This window comes from Ktedonosporobacter rubrisoli, assembly GCF_004208415.1.
GTDB lineage: Bacteria > Chloroflexota > Ktedonobacteria > Ktedonobacterales > Ktedonobacteraceae > Ktedonosporobacter > Ktedonosporobacter rubrisoli.
The window spans coordinates 2,269,445-2,286,060 of record NZ_CP035758.1; the positions used below are offsets into that span (position 1 = coordinate 2,269,445).

General features: G+C 53.3%; 12 protein-coding genes. 9 read left to right on the plus strand and 3 right to left on the minus strand.

Features of this window, described 5'->3' with window-relative positions; genetic code table 11:
* Nucleotides 1–29 precede the first annotated feature (29 nt).
* The 4 genes from EPA93_RS10405 to EPA93_RS10420 all read left to right on the plus strand — a co-directional run bounded on the left by EPA93_RS10405 (nt 30) and on the right by EPA93_RS10420 (nt 5,336).
* Nucleotides 30–2,000, plus strand: a complete 1,971-nt coding sequence (locus tag EPA93_RS10405) for a PAS domain S-box protein (RefSeq protein WP_129887140.1) — start codon at nt 30–32, stop codon at nt 1,998–2,000.
* 55 nt (nt 2,001–2,055) lie between these two features.
* On the plus strand, nt 2,056–2,436 hold the full coding sequence (locus tag EPA93_RS10410) for a response regulator (protein WP_129887142.1): 381 nt from the start codon (nt 2,056–2,058) through the stop codon (nt 2,434–2,436).
* A 154-nt stretch (nt 2,437–2,590) separates the two neighbouring features.
* Nucleotides 2,591–3,991 (plus strand): DUF2252 domain-containing protein, encoded by a 1,401-nt coding sequence (locus EPA93_RS10415; RefSeq protein WP_129887144.1) that lies wholly within the window; start codon nt 2,591–2,593, stop codon nt 3,989–3,991.
* A gap of 208 nt (nt 3,992–4,199) precedes the next feature.
* Nucleotides 4,200–5,336 carry a WD40 repeat domain-containing protein gene (locus tag EPA93_RS10420; protein ID WP_129887146.1) on the plus strand — a complete coding sequence of 379 codons (1,137 nt, stop codon included), beginning with the start codon at nt 4,200–4,202 and terminating at the stop codon, nt 5,334–5,336.
* A 123-nt stretch (nt 5,337–5,459) separates the two neighbouring features.
* Here the strand turns inward: EPA93_RS10420 and speB are convergent, their stop codons facing one another.
* Nucleotides 5,460–6,266 (minus strand): agmatinase, encoded by an 807-nt coding sequence (gene speB / locus EPA93_RS10425; RefSeq protein ID WP_129887148.1) that lies wholly within the window; start codon nt 6,264–6,266, stop codon nt 5,460–5,462.
* 496 nt (nt 6,267–6,762) lie between these two features.
* Between speB and EPA93_RS10430 the strand changes: the two genes are divergently transcribed.
* The 4 genes from EPA93_RS10430 to EPA93_RS10445 all read left to right on the plus strand — a co-directional run bounded on the left by EPA93_RS10430 (nt 6,763) and on the right by EPA93_RS10445 (nt 10,671).
* Nucleotides 6,763–7,641: an NAD-dependent epimerase/dehydratase family protein gene (locus tag EPA93_RS10430; protein WP_129887150.1), complete on the plus strand. Its 879-nt coding sequence runs from the start codon at nt 6,763–6,765 to the stop codon at nt 7,639–7,641.
* Nucleotides 7,642–7,804: 163 nt separating this feature from the next.
* Nucleotides 7,805–8,827: a GlxA family transcriptional regulator gene (locus EPA93_RS10435; RefSeq protein ID WP_129887152.1), complete on the plus strand. Its 1,023-nt coding sequence runs from the start codon at nt 7,805–7,807 to the stop codon at nt 8,825–8,827.
* Between the two features lie 86 nt (nt 8,828–8,913).
* Nucleotides 8,914–9,522 (plus strand): DJ-1/PfpI family protein, encoded by a 609-nt coding sequence (locus EPA93_RS10440; RefSeq protein WP_129887154.1) that lies wholly within the window; start codon nt 8,914–8,916, stop codon nt 9,520–9,522.
* Between the two features lie 216 nt (nt 9,523–9,738).
* Entirely contained in the window at nt 9,739–10,671 is a 933-nt protein-coding gene (locus tag EPA93_RS10445) for an NADP-dependent oxidoreductase (RefSeq protein ID WP_129887156.1), read from the plus strand.
* 78 nt (nt 10,672–10,749) lie between these two features.
* Here the strand turns inward: EPA93_RS10445 and EPA93_RS10450 are convergent, their stop codons facing one another.
* Together EPA93_RS10450 and EPA93_RS10455 are read right to left on the minus strand one after the other, a co-directional pair.
* Nucleotides 10,750–11,484 carry a 6-phosphogluconolactonase gene (locus tag EPA93_RS10450; RefSeq protein ID WP_129887158.1) on the minus strand — a complete coding sequence of 245 codons (735 nt, stop codon included), beginning with the start codon at nt 11,482–11,484 and terminating at the stop codon, nt 10,750–10,752.
* Nucleotides 11,485–11,520: 36 nt separating this feature from the next.
* Nucleotides 11,521–13,101, minus strand: a complete 1,581-nt coding sequence (locus EPA93_RS10455) for a flavin-containing monooxygenase (protein ID WP_129887160.1) — start codon at nt 13,099–13,101, stop codon at nt 11,521–11,523.
* Nucleotides 13,102–13,352: 251 nt separating this feature from the next.
* Here EPA93_RS10455 and EPA93_RS10460 point away from each other — a divergent pair, with 251 nt between their 5' ends.
* Nucleotides 13,353–16,508: a winged helix-turn-helix domain-containing protein gene (locus EPA93_RS10460; protein WP_165423011.1), complete on the plus strand. Its 3,156-nt coding sequence runs from the start codon at nt 13,353–13,355 to the stop codon at nt 16,506–16,508.
* The last annotated feature ends 108 nt before the right edge of the window (nt 16,509–16,616 follow it).

Here is a 16,616-nt window from a genome sequence, read left to right on the forward strand (position 1 = left end):
TTTTAGTAAGTTTTGAGAAGTGCTTGACTATGACAAAGATAGAACCCCGCCTGTTATCGATTCAGAAAGCTGCAGCCTTTTTAGGGGTTGATGCCAATACGATTCGTAATTGGGCAAGGAGTGGATTGCTCGAAGGTGTGAAGGTCGGGCGTCGAGGCGACTGGCGATTTAGCCAGGAGAGCTTGCTTGCCATGACTCAAACAGCCGAGTTAAGAAGCCCGGGCCATACCGCGCAATTTCACCTTGCTGCCATTATTGAGTCCTCAGATGATGCTATCATTAGTATAAATTTAGCTGGAATTATTACCATTTGGAACAGGGCGGCAGAAAAGATCTTTGGCTACACAGTCCAGGAGGCTCTTGGCCAGCCAATCAACTTGATTATTCCGGAGGAATTGCACAACGAAGAGCAAGAGCTTCTGCTTAAAATTAAGCAAGGGAATTGCATTGAGCACTATGAAACCGTTCGCAGGAAGAAAACCGGTGAGAAGCTAGTAGTTTCTCTCACCCTTTCTCCTATCAAAGACGAGATCGGTACCATTATTGGCGTCTCGAAAATCGTCAGAAACATCTCAAGGCGAAATCGTGATATGGAGGCACAACTGTATCTGGCAGCTATCGTTGCCTCATCAGATGATGCCATCGTCAGTAAAAACCTCAATGGGATCGTCACTAGTTGGAACAAAGGAGCTGAGCGCATCTTTGGTTACACTGAGGAAGAAGCCATTGGCAAGGAGATCAAGACGCTCATTATTCCTAAAGATCGCTGGCAGGAAGAGGATAATATTCTCCGCACCCTCAAGCAAGGAATCAGGATCGATCATTTCGAAACTGAGCGCGTGCGCAAAGATGGCAAATCCATTATGGCCTCTGTGACCATCTCACCCATTAAGGATGGGGAGGGCAACATTATTGGAGCCTCAAAAGTTGCTCGCGATATTACCGAAAAAAAACAGATGGAAAACGAGATTGCCTATCTTGCATCCTTAGTGGAAGCCAATGCCGATGCGATTTGGGGCATGGCGCTCGATGGAACGATCAGCAGTTGGAATAAAGGCGCGGAAAAGTTGTATGGCTATACAGCAGAAGAAATGATTGGAAAACCCTTGACCGTGCTTGTCCCCTCTGATAAAGTTCAAGAACTGAGCTCACTAGGCCAGATTATCGCGCGAGGGCAGCAAGTTGTTAATCATGAGACGCAGCGGCTCACTAGAGAGAACAGACGAATTGACGTATCAGTAAGTATGGCACCTGTCAAAGCGTCGAATGGAACCATCACTGGCATCTCTCTTACGGCTCGCGATATTACTGCCCTCAAGCAACTAGAGAAAAATAAGGATGAATTTATTGGTGCGGCAAGCCATGAACTCAAAACTCCTTTAACCAGCCAAAAGATGTTTCTTCAACTTCTGCAACGGGAAGTGGCGCAATTACCAAACTCAAAAATGGAACAATATGTAGTTAGAATTCTCAAACAAAATGAGCGGATGAACCAGCTGGTCAACGAAATGCTTACCATCGCCCGCCTTGAAGCTGGTCAGTTGCAGCTCAAGAAAGCGCCGTGTTTGCTCATCGATTGTGTCAAGGAGGTTTTGAACGAGCTCGCTCTTGCCTTCCCCACTCATCAAGTCATTGTCGAAGGAACTCATAGCAGAGCAGTTACTATTGATAAAAAACGTATAAGTGAGGTGATTACCAATTTACTAATGAATGCCGTAAAATACTCGCCAAAGGCAAATCGGATTGTCGTTAGCCTCTCTGAGGATGCCGCCAGGGTGACGCTTTCGGTACAGGATTTTGGGATTGGTATCGCGAAAGCAGATCAAAAAAGAATCTTTGAAAAGTTTTTCCGGGTGAGTGGAGAGAGCGAGCAAACCTATCCGGGCTTTGGCATGGGACTCTACATTGCCTCAGAGATTGTTGCTCAACATCAGGGTAAGCTCTGGGTTGAGAGTACGCTCGGAAAAGGGACAACGTTTCATTTAAGCTTGCCGGCCTAAAATGAGAGGATGAACAGGTAAGTACAGCGCATGCGGTATTTCTTGAGAACAGCTTATGGGAAAAACAATCTTGATAATTGATGATGACCCCGATATCGTAGAGGCCATCCAAATGACCCTGGAAGGTACAGGATATGCAACAGTCGTTACTCAGAAAGCTGAAGAAGCGCTGTCCAAAGCGCTTGAATGCTCTCCGCGCCTGATTATCCTGGATTTGCTTCTTTCGGGCTATGATGGTCGAGATATTGCCCAAAACTTAAAAAATACAGACAGAACGAAAACTATTCCTCTACTGATGATCTCGGCCCATCCCGATGCTGAGCAGCGGACAAAGGCAGTTGGCGCCGATGCCTTTCTTGCCAAACCCTTCGATATCTATCAACTTCTTGCGATCGTTGAGGAGTTGACAGAAGACTTCTCTAAGCATGATTCTTAGAGAAGTAATACGAAGGAGAACGGGTGATGGTGGACTGAGTATATTTCTCTCCTCCACAAGATACGCGGGCAAAAACTGGAAAATTAAATAATCCTGTGTAATGTAGGAAAACGTTGACGAGAAGTATTTTTCTGTTATTAAGAAAGGAGCTCTTGTGGATCAGGCCTTCAAAGCAGCGGATGCCCCTTCTCTGGCAGAGCGATTCCAGCAAGGGAAGGCTCTGCGCAAACAGGTTTCACGTAGCAGTCACGCAGTCTGGAAGCCTGCCGAAGGGCGTCCTGACCCTATCAGCGTTTTACAAGCATCCAATAGCTCACGCCTGCCCCAGCTTGTACCTATCCGCTATAGCCGAATGCTGCTCTCTCCATTTGCTTTTTTGCGTGGTTCTGCTCTTATCATGGCTGGCGATCTGGCGACGACACCTTCCACAGGCCTGAATGTCCAGCTTTGCGGGGACGCGCACCTCTCCAATTTCGGGATATACGCGACGCCAGAACGTCATCTGGTCTTCGATATCAACGATTTTGACGAAACCCTCCCGGGACCGTGGGAATGGGATGTCAAGCGCCTGGCAGCCAGCATCGTCGTGGCAGGGCAAGCACTTGGCCAGGCCAGGGCGGCTGTGCGTAGAGCAGTGATACGTTGTGTCCAAACCTACCGCGAACGGATGTGGACATATGCTTACATGCGTCCTCTTGACCTCTGGTATGCTCAAATTTCTGTGGCGCAAACGCTGCGACAGATGCATCCAATAGTGCGTCGCTCTCTGTCTCGCGAACTTGACAAAGCGCGGCAGCGCACGGCAATCCAGGCTTTTCCTAAACTGGCTGAGCAGATGCATGGCCAGTGCATTATCAAGGATGAGCCTCCTTTTACCAGGCGCATTGTCAATCCAGGGTTGGTCAGCGACTTGAAAGAGGTAATGCAGGCATATGCGGCAACTCTGCCAGAGGATCGGCGGCAACTGCTGCGCGAGTACCGGCTTGTGGATTTCGCCTTGAAAGTTGTGGGGGTAGGTAGTGTTGGTACACGCTGCTATATTGCTTTGCTGCTAGGGGAGGACAGCACTGATCCTCTCTTCCTTCAGATAAAAGAGGCCCAAGCTTCGGTGCTAGAAGCGTATCTGAAGAGGAGCCGTTATGACAATCATGCCCAGCGCGTGGTGTGTGGGCAACAACTCATTCAAGGAGCTAGCGATATCTTTCTGGGCTGGACGAGCAGCTCGTCGCATAATTTCTATGTGCGTCAACTCCGCGATATGTCGCGTTCTCCTCATCTCGAACACATGAGTACGGCTGATTTTATTAGCTATACAAGCCTGTGTGGATGGGCACTTGCCCGAGCGCATGCGCGTTCTGGCGATGCCGCGCGCATCAGTGGCTATCTTGGCAAAAATGATGTGTTTGATCAGGCTATTGCAATCTTTGCCCGCAAATATGCTATCCAGGTCGAACGGGATCACGCTGCGCTTGTCAAGGCTGTAAGCGCGGGTCGCGTTGCAGTTTCGGTCAATGAAGAAGCGCCATCGACGTCTTCGGACTCTTCCCTACTGTAGCAGGCCTCATGGCTATCTTCTTCACTTAGCCAGCTCTGAGGACTCCCTCAAAGATTTCTACTATTATTGAAGAAAGTTCAGCTTATTGACAGGTAGCGGGCGAGGTGTTATTCTCAGCGTAACCCTACTAATAATTGTTACTAGTTACGTATGAGCTTGATGCGCTCATTGAGGCTGGGCATATTCATCAGGTAAAGGAGTGCCTGCGATGTATACACCCATGGGTCAGCTCAAGGAATTTCTTTCACGCCGTACAATTTTGCAGAGCCTGGCAAGTTTGGTCCTGGCTACAAGCATAGGCGGCTGTGCTCAATCCACAGCACCCTCGGCCGCTCCAACCGCTACCCCTACCTCCTCACGCCTTTCCAGCCGCAACGTTCTTTATATCTATCGTGGCCATAGGGCACGAGTAACATCAGTGGCCTGGTCACTGGATGGGCGCTATATAGTCTCGGGTTCCTTGGACAAGACAGTGCAAGTCTGGCCCACAAACCCGACTGCAGCCGATAAGCCTTATGTCTATCGCGGCCATACCGATGGCGTGGCAGCGGTTGATTGGTCGCCAGACAGCAAGCGAGTAGCCTCGGGCGCGCTTGATAAAACTATACAGATCTGGGATGCTAGAAGCGGAGAGCATGCCGCCGTCTATCGCGGCCATACAGATATCGTGACAACTGTAGCCTGGTCGCCTGATGGCAAATATGTGGCCTCCGGTTCTGCTGATAACACTGTGCGCCTCTGGGATATAGCCAGCGGCCAGCAGAAATATGCCTACCGTGGCCATACTGATAGCGTGAACTCGGTAGCCTGGTCGCGCGATAGTCAGTATCTCGCCACAGCCTCTATGGATAAGACTGTCCATATTCTTGAAGCTGTAAGCGGCAAACAGCGCTTTGTTTATCGTGGCCATACCGGTTCCGTAAGCTCGGTGGCCTGGTCGCCGGATGGCAAATATGTGGCCTCGGGCTCGCTTGATAAAACAGTACGCCTCTGGAATATCGCGACTGGAGCGTCTAAATATATCTATCAGGGCTACAATGTAGCGGCAGCTGCATATGATAGCTCTAAAGGCGTGTTGCCAGATGCCGTGACTGTGGTAGCCTGGTCGCACAATGGAAAGCGAATTGCCGCTGTCACTCAGGTCTATTGTGGGGATAACTGCGGGGTTGTCTGCATGTGGGATGCCGATACTCAGCGTAATTTTAACTTCTTCATAGATGTGCCAACTTTTGCCCTGGCCTGGTCCCCCGACGATACGCGCCTGGTTACTGCAATTACGGTTTCGACGCAATCAAGGGCGCCCACACCTGTTGATGGCTCGTTTGCCCAGATAACCCGGATATAGGGCCTGGCCCAGCGCTTAAAACAATACGTCTCGAAATTCCAGAAACTGCTACACCTCGCTTTGGAGGGGCAAATAGCGCCATAGACGTGCCATTGCCCCTTGCTTGAAGTCGTAGCCTTGCCGCTATTCGCCGGCCGTCTTCAACATCATTCCGCCAATCTCTTTCAACAGCTTTGCCGCTACAAGCGCGGTGAGATTGGAGACGTCGCAGCGCGGATTATACTCGACAATATCGGCGGCCACGATAGGTTGTTTGATGTTATGAAGCAGGTTGATTACCTGGCGGGTAGATAGGCCACCTGGCTCCCTATGCGATACACCAGGCGCGTAGGCAGGGTCCAGTCCGTCGATATCCATCGAAAGATAGATGGGTGTTGTTATGTCGAGCTGGAGATTTTCTTCGAAGCGATCGGCTTCAATAACCTCGACGCCGAACCGTTTGAACTGCTCGCGATGGTGATCGTTGATGGTGCGTAGTCCAACCTGGATCAAGCGGTCTGTAAGCCGCTCTTCCATGATGCGCGCAAACGACGATGTATGAGATCGCATGTTATCCTGGTAAGAGTGATAAATGTCGGGATGCGCGTCAATGTGGAGGATAGTTAACCTGGGGTGACGGCTCCGCACGGCGCGCATAATTGGATGCGTGATGGCATGATCGCCGCCGAGGCAAATCAATGGATCGCCTGAGGCCAGCGCGCTCGCTACACGCTGCTCGATAAGATCCCATGGATCGGTCTCGCTAGCGAACTGAATGTCGCCATGATCAATAAGCCTGCCCTCGGCCCCAAGATCGCTACCCGTCTCGCTCCACATGCTATACGCGTCGCAATGTAGTTCGCGACGGATATGCGCGGGCGCTTCGGCAGGGCCTCTCATATAAGAGGAGTTGTCATCGTGAGGGATTCCTAAAAGGGAAATTTTACGCATCTTTGGCTTTTACCTCATCTTTGCGGATAACTATTTGGCTAACTAGCTGATCGGCTGTTCGCCGTCATGGCTGTTTTGTTGGCCAACTTCACAAAAAACTCTCTGGGAATAAAGTCAGGAGTGTTTGGGTTAATTGAGTGGCGCTGGAATAGATAGCCGATGACTATGAGACTGCTGTTGTGGCAACGCGCTTCTTGTTTCCACGGTTGCCATGCTTTCGACCTGCAATTGCAATGTACACGTCCCAGAAGAACTATACCAGATGCAGTGCGCTTTTTCCAGGCTATGCGGCAGGTGACGCGGAAGGTGAGCGGGCCTGCTTAACAGATCTGATATCTAGCTGTCTATGCCTTTTCTCTGTGTGCTTTTCAGTATTGTAGCACTGAAAAGCGCTTGCGAAAATTCTGTTCGGGTGTCACACTTTACGGTACTGGCTCGTCTCCGTTATATCTCGTTCGCTCAGTGAGCTAAACCAAAGAAAGAAAAGGGGAAGAAAATGCATATATTTGTTATCGGTGCTACAGGTGCGCTTGGACGGGTTCTACTGCCACGTTTGCAGCAAGATCAGCATAAAATTCATACACTGGTTCGTTCAGCAGAGCAGGCCAAGGATTTGCAGGCTCGCGGGGTTGTGGCCAGCGTGGGGGAGCTGTTGAGCCCGGAGGGGCAGCGACAACTGCCTGAGCTGGCCAGAGACTGTGAGGCAGTCATCCATATTGCTACGGCTATTCCTGCCAATCCTTCCTTGCCGGGAGCTTGGGATACCAATACCCGCTTGCGTACAGAAGGGACAAGGGCCTTGCTAGCTGCAGCACTGCAGGCCGGGGCCACCCGCTATATCCAGCAAAGTATCGTTATGGCCTATCCTGATGGCGGCGACCGCTGGCTTGACGAAGAGCAGCCACTAGATACGACGCCAGAGCGAACTGTAGTGTGTGCGCCGGTGATAGAGATGGAGCGCCAGGTGAAGGCTGTAGCGCCTGGGCGTATGCATTGGACCATTCTGCGTGGTGGGCTCTTCGTTGGCGCGGGCACGGGCCAGGAGCGCCTGTTGGAGAACTTGCGTGCGGGACAGGTCGAGATTCCTGGTAATGGGCAGAATTTTGTCTCGCTTGTGCATGTCGCGGATGTCGCTGAGGCGTTTGCCCTGGCTCTTGAGCGCGCCCCTGTCAGCTCGACCTACAATATCGTCGATCAGCCGCTACGCTACGGGGATTATGTTACAACTCTGGCGCGCAAGCTGAACTTGCCCACGCCTCCCTATAACTCAGCGTTGCCTGAACAGTCCTCTTTTCGCTGCAGCAATCAGCTGGCAAAAGAACAGCTTGGCTGGCAGCCCCAGCATAGCCTCTGGCCTGGGGAGCCAGGCTGGTAAATAAGTAGCGGTGATGGCAGAGCACCTGGCTAGATCGGTCCGGTTCCTGGCCGCTTTGACCATTGGCATTAGCTATGTGATGGGCTACAGTATTGCTGTGAGCTTTTCACATAAGAGGATGGACAGGGAACTGAATGGATCTAAGCTGTACAGGAGAGGCCTGATGCTAGCAGCTTCTTTGCCAGGAACGTTGTATACGCGTGATGCGCCGGATAGTGTGCAACGCGTAATTTTCCTTTTGTTACCACAGGTGAATCTACTTGATCTGGCCGGACCGGCACAGACGTTTGACGCAGCTATAGAGGCGGGAGCAGCCTATAAGCTGTTGTTCTGTGCCAACCAGCCGGAGCTGCTGAGCGCTCAAGGGCTGGGCCTGGCCCACCTCCAACCGTTGCCCGAAGTTTCTGCCGCTGACCTCATCCTGATTCCTGGCTTACGTCTGAAGGCTTTGTTTGGCGATGCCCCCTTGCAAGCAGAGGTTGTGTGCTGGCTAAAGCAGGCCGCAGCCACAGGCGCCCATATCGCCTCCATCTGTACGGGGGCTTTTGTGCTGGGAGAGGCAGGTTTACTTGATGGCCGCCGTTGCACAACGCACTGGCAGGTGATTGAGCAGTTGCGCACAAACTATCCGCGTGCGCGCGTGCTCGATTCCATCTTGTTTGTCCACGATGGGTACCTGATAACCAGTGCGGGCATCGCCTCTGGTATCGATATGACGCTCTCTTTGCTTGAGCAAAAACATGGGCCGCTCTTTGCGGCTCAAGCCGCGCGCTATCTTGTAGTGTATATGCGGCGCAACGGCTCACAGGCCCAGGAGAGCCTCTACTTGCAATATCGTACCCATCTAAACCCTTCAGTACATAAGGTGCAGGATCACTTGATCAGCCATATTGCCGAGCCAGGCACACTCAGCGATCTTGCCCGGATTGGGCAAATGAGCATACGTAGCCTGACGCGCTCTTTTAAAGAGGCCACGGGACTGACTCTGGTACAGTATCATCAGCGCTTACAGATTGAACTGGCCGCCAACTTGCTTAACAATCCCGCCTTGAGCATCGAGGAGGTTGCCACTAAATGCGGCTTTGAGGATGCGCGCCACTTCAGGCGTCTATGGCTCAGGCAATATGGAGTGCCACCCTCGGTCAGCCGCTCGGCTCACCAGTTGCGCCGCCAATCTGCAATTTAAGGCGGTATGCATGTTTTGTGAAAGAAGGAAAAAAGGGCGGAGCATGCATATTTTTTTAGCAGCATAGAATAAAAAGGAAGAGTGCTATGTCTCGCAAAGTAGCCATCTTGATTTTTAATGATGTCGAAGTGCTTGATTTTTGTGGGCCATTTGAAGTATTTGGCACTGCAGGAGCCGGCCAGAGCGGCGAGAAGCCCTTCGAGGTTTTTACAGTTGCCGAGCAGGCCGGTCCTGTACTGGCGCGCAATGGTTTGAGCGTTAATTCCGGATATACGCTTGAGAACTGTCCGCAGCCGGATATTTTGCTGATTCCTGGTGGGGCCAGCGCTGCCGTACCAATGAAGAATGAGGTGGTTTTGCACTGGATTCGCGCGCAGGCTGAGCGTGTTGAGCTATTACTCTCGGTCTGTAATGGGGCGCTGGTGCTGGCAAGTGCTGGCTTGTTGGAGGGGCTGACGGCCACTACCCACTATTTAGAGGTCGAGCGGCTGCGGGCCATGGCTCCCAATACCACGCTCTGCCCAGAAAAGCGCTACGTGGATAACGGCAAGATAGTGCTTTCAGCAGGTATCTCGGCTGGCATCGATATGTCGCTCTACATAGTTGCAAGGTTGCTGGGCGAAGAGCAGGCCGCCAACACGGCAGCTTTTATGCAGTATGATTACTGGCACGGCAGCATTCCTGCGGGTAGCTAGCATTCCTGGCAGGTAAGCAAGCGTGATTGCTGGGAGCAAAAGAATGTAAGCAAGTTGTTGCTCAGGTGCTATAATATGTTGCATTGTTTGCGCGCCTTAAAAGCAGCGTTAACCCTCTAATCTGGTATCCAGTCAAGAACGCTGGCGAGATAGAAGCTGTTTTGCCGCGTTCTATGACTTTACGCGTTTTGCAAAGCTAGAAATGGTGCAACATACATGAAAGCAATCCGTTTACATGGTCGTGGTGATCCTGAGCAACTCTTCTATGAAGATGCGCCGCAGCCTGAGCCTGGTCCTGGGGAAGTCTTAGTTCGTGTGCATGCGACAGGGGTCATTGCGCCAGAGTTGACCTGGCCAGAGACCTACGAGACAAAGGCGGGCAAGGTGCGCGACTTGCCCATTCCCGGGCATGATCTTTCAGGCGTTGTCGCGGCGGTTGGGCCCGGAGTTTCGGATATTGCGCTGGGCACGGAAGTCTATGCGCTGACTGCCTTTGATCGCGATGGTGCGGAAGCCGAATATGCCATTGGCCTGCCCAGCGAGCTAGCTTCCAAGCCTCGTTCCCTCGATCATGTGCAGGCGGCGGCCGTGCCTCTGACCGCGCTGACCGCCTGGCAAGCCTACTTTGAGCATGCAGGCCTTACGGCTGGACAAACCGTGCTGGTCACCGGCGCCGCTGGTGGAGTTGGGGTCTTTGCCGTGCAAATCGCAAGCTGGGCCGGCGCACATGTCATCGGAACCGCCTCTGGGCGCAATCTTGATTTCCTGCGCGAACTTGGCGCTCACGAAGCCATCGACTATACAGCCACGCGTTTTGACGAGGTGGTTCACGACGTTGATGTCGTGCTCGATACGGTTGGTGGCGAGACGCAGGAGCGCTCCTGGAAGGTTTTGAAAAAGGGCGGTGTGCTTATCTCTGTCGCTAATCCTCCCTCACCTGAGCAAGCTAAAGCCCATGGCGTGCGCTCAGTCTGGTTTATCGTGGAACCCAACCGCCAGCAACTGGGGCAGATCGCTGAGTTGATCGATGCGGGGCATGTACGGCCTATCATCGATACAGTTCTCCCACTTGCCCAGGCTCGCCAGGCCTTTGCGCAGGGGGCAAGTGGGCATACACGCGGCAAAATCGTTCTGCGTGTAAAAGAGTAAGCAGATCGTCAGGCTTGCCAGCGGTGCAGCACGCTAAAGCAGGTGATACATTCACACCTGCTCTACAAGTTTGTTATGTCAATAAGGAACAGCTTGTGGCCAGGCTGCCTTGTCTGCAATGACTACTACATTAGGGCTTTGCTGCAGGTAAGAGGCAGGAACCTCGGGCGTGATGGGGGCTGAGATCGTCTTCTCTAAGATCGCCTGCTTGGCTTGGCCGGAGACGAGCAAGAGAATCTGCAGTGCCGCTAACAGATGGGTCATACCGCAGGTGAGAGCATAGCGTGGGACTAGCTCGCGCCCGCCCCAATAAGCGCCATCGCTAGTGATTGATGCCTCAGTCAGGGCAACGCGGCGGGTCGGGCTCTGCGGGTCAGAAGGTGGCTCGTTAAAGGCCAGGTGTCCATTGCTACCTAAGCCCAGAATGGCCAGATCAAAGCCCCCTGCCTGCTGGACTGCAGCGTCATAGGCGCGGCAAGCTGCTTCGGGCTCGTCTGTCTCCCCGTTTAAGCGAATCAGGCGCTCGACCGGAATATCCAGTGGCTCAAGAAATGTGCGCCGGACCCAGCCGAAGAACGAGCGGGAATCGTCGGCAGGAAGGCCCAGGTATTCATCTAGCTGAAAAGGGCGAAGTTGCGCTGTGGTGAATTCGCCACGCTTGTAGAGCTGAACTAGCTCTCTATAAGTCTGAAGTGGCGTATTGCCGGTCGGAATCACGATAGAGGCGCCGGGCTTGCGCTTGAGCACCTCGGCTATAGCACGTGCGGCTTCCCTGCTCATCGCCTCGTGATCGTCGGCTACAATGAGCTGCATATCTGCATTTCTCTCTTTCCTTTATTTTCTTTGTGCTTAAGGCGCAACGGTATCCTGGCGCTGAACGGCTGCCGGTCTGGGCTGCAAGATATAGTGCTGGGGGTCAAAGCGGCGCGTCTTCAGCCAGAATTCGAAGGTAAACCCTGGCCAGAGCGTAGAGTTGCGTCCGCTTCCGCTATCGAGATACCAACTGGAGCAGCCGGACATCCAGACGGTGCCCCGCATACGCTGCTGCAACGCTGTATTGAAAGTCTCTTGAATTGTCGGGCGAAGCTCAACTGCCTGCAAATGGCGCTGTTCCATTAGATGTAAGCAATGCAAGATATAGGTGATCTGGGACTCGATCATGAAGACCATCGAATTGTGACCCAGGCCTGTGTTGGGGCCGATGAGCAGGAAGAGATTAGGAAACTCGGCAACTGTAGTGCCCAGATAGGCGCTGCGTCCCATCTGCCAATGTTGTGCCAGCGTGCGTCCATCGCACCCATAGATGCAATAGGGCAGGCGCGTATCAGCGACCTGGAAGCCGGTGGCACAGATAAGTGTGTCTATTTCATGCTCGCTGCCATCTGCGGTGAGAATACTATGAGCCCTCACTTCGCTGATGCTCTCGGTAATAACGTCGACATTAGTCTGGGACACCGCCGGATAGAAATCATCTGACAGCAAGATGCGTTTACACCCAATCGTGTAGTGCGGCGTGAGCTTTGCGCGTAGCTCGGGATCTGCTACCTGCGCCTCCAGATAGAGTCGCGCAAAGCGCATGGCCTTCTCCAAAATTTCCTGACGATAGACCAGGCCCAGCGCCGTTAGCTCGTTGCGCCAGTAGATGCGCGTGCGGACAAAGCGTTGCGTCAGTGGGAGCAGGCGGAAGAGCCGTTGTTGCCAGGCTGGAATGGCTTGATCCAGGCGCGGGACAATCCAGGGAGGGGTGCGTTGAAACAGCAAGAGGCGGCTTACCTGTGGCTGAATGTGTGGCACAAATTGAATGGCCGAGGCTCCTGTCCCGATCACCGCAACGCGTTTCCCGCTCAGATCGTAATCATGCCTCCATTGGGCTGAGTGGAACAGGCAGCCCTCGAAGCTCTCGATGCCCGCAATGGCGGGTAGCGAGGGTTCCTGAAGCGGTCCCTGCCCGAGAATGAGGATATCGGCAGTACACTTGCCGCGCGAGGTAGTGATGTGCCAGCGGCGCTCCTCTTCATGCCACGCAGCATGCTGCAGTTCGCTCTTCCACCAGATGTGAGGCAGGATGCCAAAGCGGCGGGCGCAGCGGCGCAAATAGTCGCGAATCTCGTGCTGAGGAGAGTACTTACGGCTCCAATGGGGATTAAGGGCGAAAGAGTAAGAATAAAGATGAGAGGGAATATCGCAGGCACAGCCCGGATAGGTATTATCCCTCCAGGTGCCTCCAATATCTGCGGCTTGCTCAAGAATTATGAAATCTTCTTGCCTCTGTTGCTTGAGCCGAATCGCCATTCCCAACCCGGAGAAGCCGGCTCCAACAATGGCTATATGGATGTGGAGAGGAGAAGCGCTGCTAGTAGATGACTCGTCGGGAAGGATGAGGCGCCGAAAATGTAGGGAGCGTTTTTTGCCGGCGAAAGCGTGGAACATGCTTATATCCTCCATACGGAACTGTTCAATCCAGGCCTGTATCTTATTAGAGAGTATACAAGCTGTATGGCCATCTGTACAGGTGCCTGTCGTACCGTATTAGGCTTTTGCCCTGGAATATGGCTGGCCGCAACAGAGGCCTGGCGAAAATTTTAGGCGCGGCCGCTGAGATGGCTTGCCTGGTTCGTTCCACCCTGTTATACTGGGCTTATCTAGTGTTGGGTATGAAACAAGCTGAGCGGCGAGATGCTATGCCAAAATTACCTGAATTCCTGCTACGCTGGGATGAGCTGCAGCAACTTTACGCGCTCAATGCTCATGACCAGCTTATACAACGCTTTCGGCCCGAGGATGAGAAATTGTGGCGGCGCTGGCTAGAAGAACATGCAACCTTCTCTTTTCAGAGCCCGCAAGGTCGGATTACAGTGAGAAAAGAGCTGCGGAAGCGCGGTTCAGGATACTGGTATGCTTATCACACAAGCGGCAGGCATACCAGGAAGCGTTATCTTGGGCAGGCAGACAGCGTTACGTTCGAGCGTTTAGCAGACATTGCTCGACAGCTCATCTTATCTTTCCGCGCTGTAGAGCAAACGAAAGAAGAGGCGCCGGCATCTTTGCCGCAAGATGCGCTACTGCTCACAAAATTGCGTATTCCCCCTTTAGCGGCTCGGCTCATCGAGCGTACGCGCCTGCTCAAAGTGTTGGAGCGCAGTCTTGAGCGTCCTCTTACGCTGCTGGTTGCTCCAGCTGGCTATGGCAAGACCACTCTGGTTTTACAATGGCTAAATTTGCTTGAAGAAGCCAACCATCCAGCGATAGCCTGGATCTCGCTCGCTGCCGAAGATAATGACCCGCTGCGCTTCTGGCGCTATGTTGTGGTGGCCTGCCAGAACTTGCCCGGTGCTTCTCCCGCTCTCGTACAGCTTGCGACCAGCCTAGAGCCATCCTGTGCGCCCCTGGAGCAGGAAGCCTTGCTGACGGCTTTACTCAATGCCCTGACCGCCCTTTCCGCAAACTGCGTTCTGATCCTTGAGAATTTTCATATAGTCAAATCAGCGGAACTGCAGGCAAGCATAGCCTTTTTCATCGAGCACCTACCGCCGGCTCTTCACCTCTTGATATTGACACGCAGCCTGCCAGCTTTGCCACTCGCTCGCCTGGGAGCTGCCGGGAAGTTGAGCAAGATCGCGACCGAGGATCTGCGCTTTTCCAGAGAGGAAACTTTAGCTTTTCTGCAGCAAAATATGCCTCAAGCGTATGACGAGCCAACTAAGCTGCGCAGCGTTGAGAGCCTACAGGGATGGCCAGCCGGCTTACGCCTGCTAACTCTAGCCCAGCAAGCCGGAACGCGCCAGCCTCAGATCATCGGCCGGGAATTTGGCAGGCTGGAGAGCGGCTATGAGCTCATCTTTGAGTATTTTGTCTCCGAGATATTTTCTACTCAGCCGGAGCCAGTGCAAGATTTCCTCCTGCAAACGTGCCTGCCCACGCGCCTGAGCGGCGAGCTTTGCGCCTATCTTACCGGGCGAGAGGAGAGCGCGCTTCTATTGGCTGAGCTTGAGCAAGCTAATCTCTTTCTGGAACGCCTGGGCGAGCCTGAGCCGCGTTTGTCCTCGCCTTCAGCTCCTCTAGCGCAGACCTGGTATGGCTATTTTCCCCTTTTTGCCTCAAGCCTGCAGTATATTGCCTGTCAGCGTTATGGTGAAAAATGGTTTCGTCAATTATTGCAGCGCGCTATGAACTGGTATGAGCAATGCAATATGCTCACCGAGGCTATAGAACTGGCCATTGTAAGCTCCGACGACGAGCGAGCGGCAGAGCTGATCGAGCAGTTTCTGGCAAAGCAACGTTCCGACGCGATTCCCTCGCATCTCTTGCCCCAGCAAGATGTGCGTCTGCTGCAGCACTGGTTGGAGCATCTTTCGCCTCAGAAGATCGAGCAGCGCCCCCAACTGCGTTTGCTGCAGGTTCGGGTTCAGTTCTTCATAAGCATCATGGAACAACAATCGCTTTCCGCGCGTGATCTGGCCCAATTGGAGCAGGCATTGCAGAGCATAGAAAAGAGCTTTCAGGATCAGGACGATCGATTCGGGCTGCTCTGGACGTTATTTTTTCGCGCCGTCATCGAGCGCCAATATGGAAGCCTGGAGCAAGCTGTGCAGCATGCCAGACAATTGCTTGCTTATGCGCCCACTGAAGATGTGCTCTGGCAACACTTTGCCTTACAGGTCATTGGGACGGAAGAGCTCTACGCGGGCAAGATTGAATGCGCGCTACAGACAATCCTGACCTCGCGCACTCTCTGTGCCCAGCTTGACGCCCCACCGCTTATGCGTGGGAACACAGCCTTATTGAGCCGGGCCTATTATGAGCATGGAGAATTGCGCCTGGCGACTGAGCACTATCGGCAGCTGCTGAATTCTGCCAGGCAGGATGGCGATTGCGATGATATCGCTGATGCCCAGTTGGGATTGGCTTATCTCTCGTACGAAAGGAACGAACTATCTGAAGCTGAGCAGCAGGCCAGCGAGGCGCTCGCATTGGGCGAACAGCTCGGCAATGCCCAATTTCAGGTAGAGGCGGCACTTATCCTGGCTCGTATTGAGCAGGCACGAGGAAGATCAGCTGCAGCTCAACAGCGCTGCTTGCAGCTTCTAACTCAATATCCAATGGCTACTGTTCAAGGCTTGTCGCCAGGTTATCGCCTCAATCGCGAGATCCAGATGTTGCAGGCCTGGCTTCAGCTTATACATGGGGATATCGCGTCAGTCGAGCACTGGGTCAGCCAGCGCGACCAGCTTGCGGAGGCCCGGCCCTTGCAGCGCGAGCGCGAAGAGCTGCTCATCGTACGCTTACTCCTGGCCCAAAGGCAGAACAAGGCAGCTCTGGAGAAGGGAATGCATGCGGCCGAGGCTGCCAGAGGGGCAGGTTGTTTGCGCATTACCCTGCAAGCCCGGCTCCTTGTAGCTCTCGCCTACGCCGCTAACAATCAGAGGCAGGAGGCCAGGAAGGTCTTGCGCGATGTCGTAGCTGCAGCTTCGTCCGAAGGATATCAGCGCCTCTTTCTTGATGAAGGCGAGGCGCTGGCAAGCTTGCTGCAAGCCATCTTGCCCTCTGTGCATGATGGCCTGCAAAGCAGCTATCTGCAACACCTCCTGCGCGCTTTCGCTCAGCAACGCACGGCCAGCAACGCTCCCAGAGCTGCAGATTTGAATGAGCCCTTAAGCCTGCAGGAGCAGCGCGTGCTACATCTGCTTATCTCCGGCTATACAAATCCCCAGATCGCTGATGAGCTGATAGTTTCAGTCAATACCGTCAAGGCACAGATTCAGAGTATCTATCGCAAGCTTAACGTGCATAATCGTGTCGAGGCCAGCGAAGTTGCGCGCCAGCTCAATCTACTCTGAAACGTGGCGGCCTTTCTTTCCTAGAATGTGTCTTACCCATTATCCTCGACAGCGTTTCTTTTCGCCCGCCAGTCGCCCACTATGATTATCCAGATGGGTGATGTTAGC

Excerpts from the sequence above, each read along its gene's own strand:
- EPA93_RS10460 (WP_165423011.1), top strand. The coding sequence starts at position 13,353 with ATGCCAAAATTACCTGAATTCCTGCTACGCTGGGATGAGCTGCAGCAA.
- EPA93_RS10445 (WP_129887156.1), top strand. The coding sequence starts at position 9,739 with ATGAAAGCAATCCGTTTACATGGTCGTGGTGATCCTGAGCAACTCTTC.
- EPA93_RS10420 (WP_129887146.1), top strand. The coding sequence starts at position 4,200 with ATGTATACACCCATGGGTCAGCTCAAGGAATTTCTTTCACGCCGTACA.
- EPA93_RS10440 (WP_129887154.1), top strand. The coding sequence starts at position 8,914 with ATGTCTCGCAAAGTAGCCATCTTGATTTTTAATGATGTCGAAGTGCTT.
- EPA93_RS10430 (WP_129887150.1), top strand. The coding sequence starts at position 6,763 with ATGCATATATTTGTTATCGGTGCTACAGGTGCGCTTGGACGGGTTCTA.
- EPA93_RS10405 (WP_129887140.1), top strand. The coding sequence starts at position 30 with ATGACAAAGATAGAACCCCGCCTGTTATCGATTCAGAAAGCTGCAGCC.
- EPA93_RS10435 (WP_129887152.1), top strand. The coding sequence starts at position 7,805 with ATGCTAGCAGCTTCTTTGCCAGGAACGTTGTATACGCGTGATGCGCCG.
- speB (WP_129887148.1), bottom strand. The coding sequence starts at position 6,266 with ATGCGTAAAATTTCCCTTTTAGGAATCCCTCACGATGACAACTCCTCT.
- EPA93_RS10450 (WP_129887158.1), bottom strand. The coding sequence starts at position 11,484 with ATGCAGCTCATTGTAGCCGACGATCACGAGGCGATGAGCAGGGAAGCC.
- EPA93_RS10410 (WP_129887142.1), top strand. The coding sequence starts at position 2,056 with ATGGGAAAAACAATCTTGATAATTGATGATGACCCCGATATCGTAGAG.
- EPA93_RS10455 (WP_129887160.1), bottom strand. The coding sequence starts at position 13,101 with ATGTTCCACGCTTTCGCCGGCAAAAAACGCTCCCTACATTTTCGGCGC.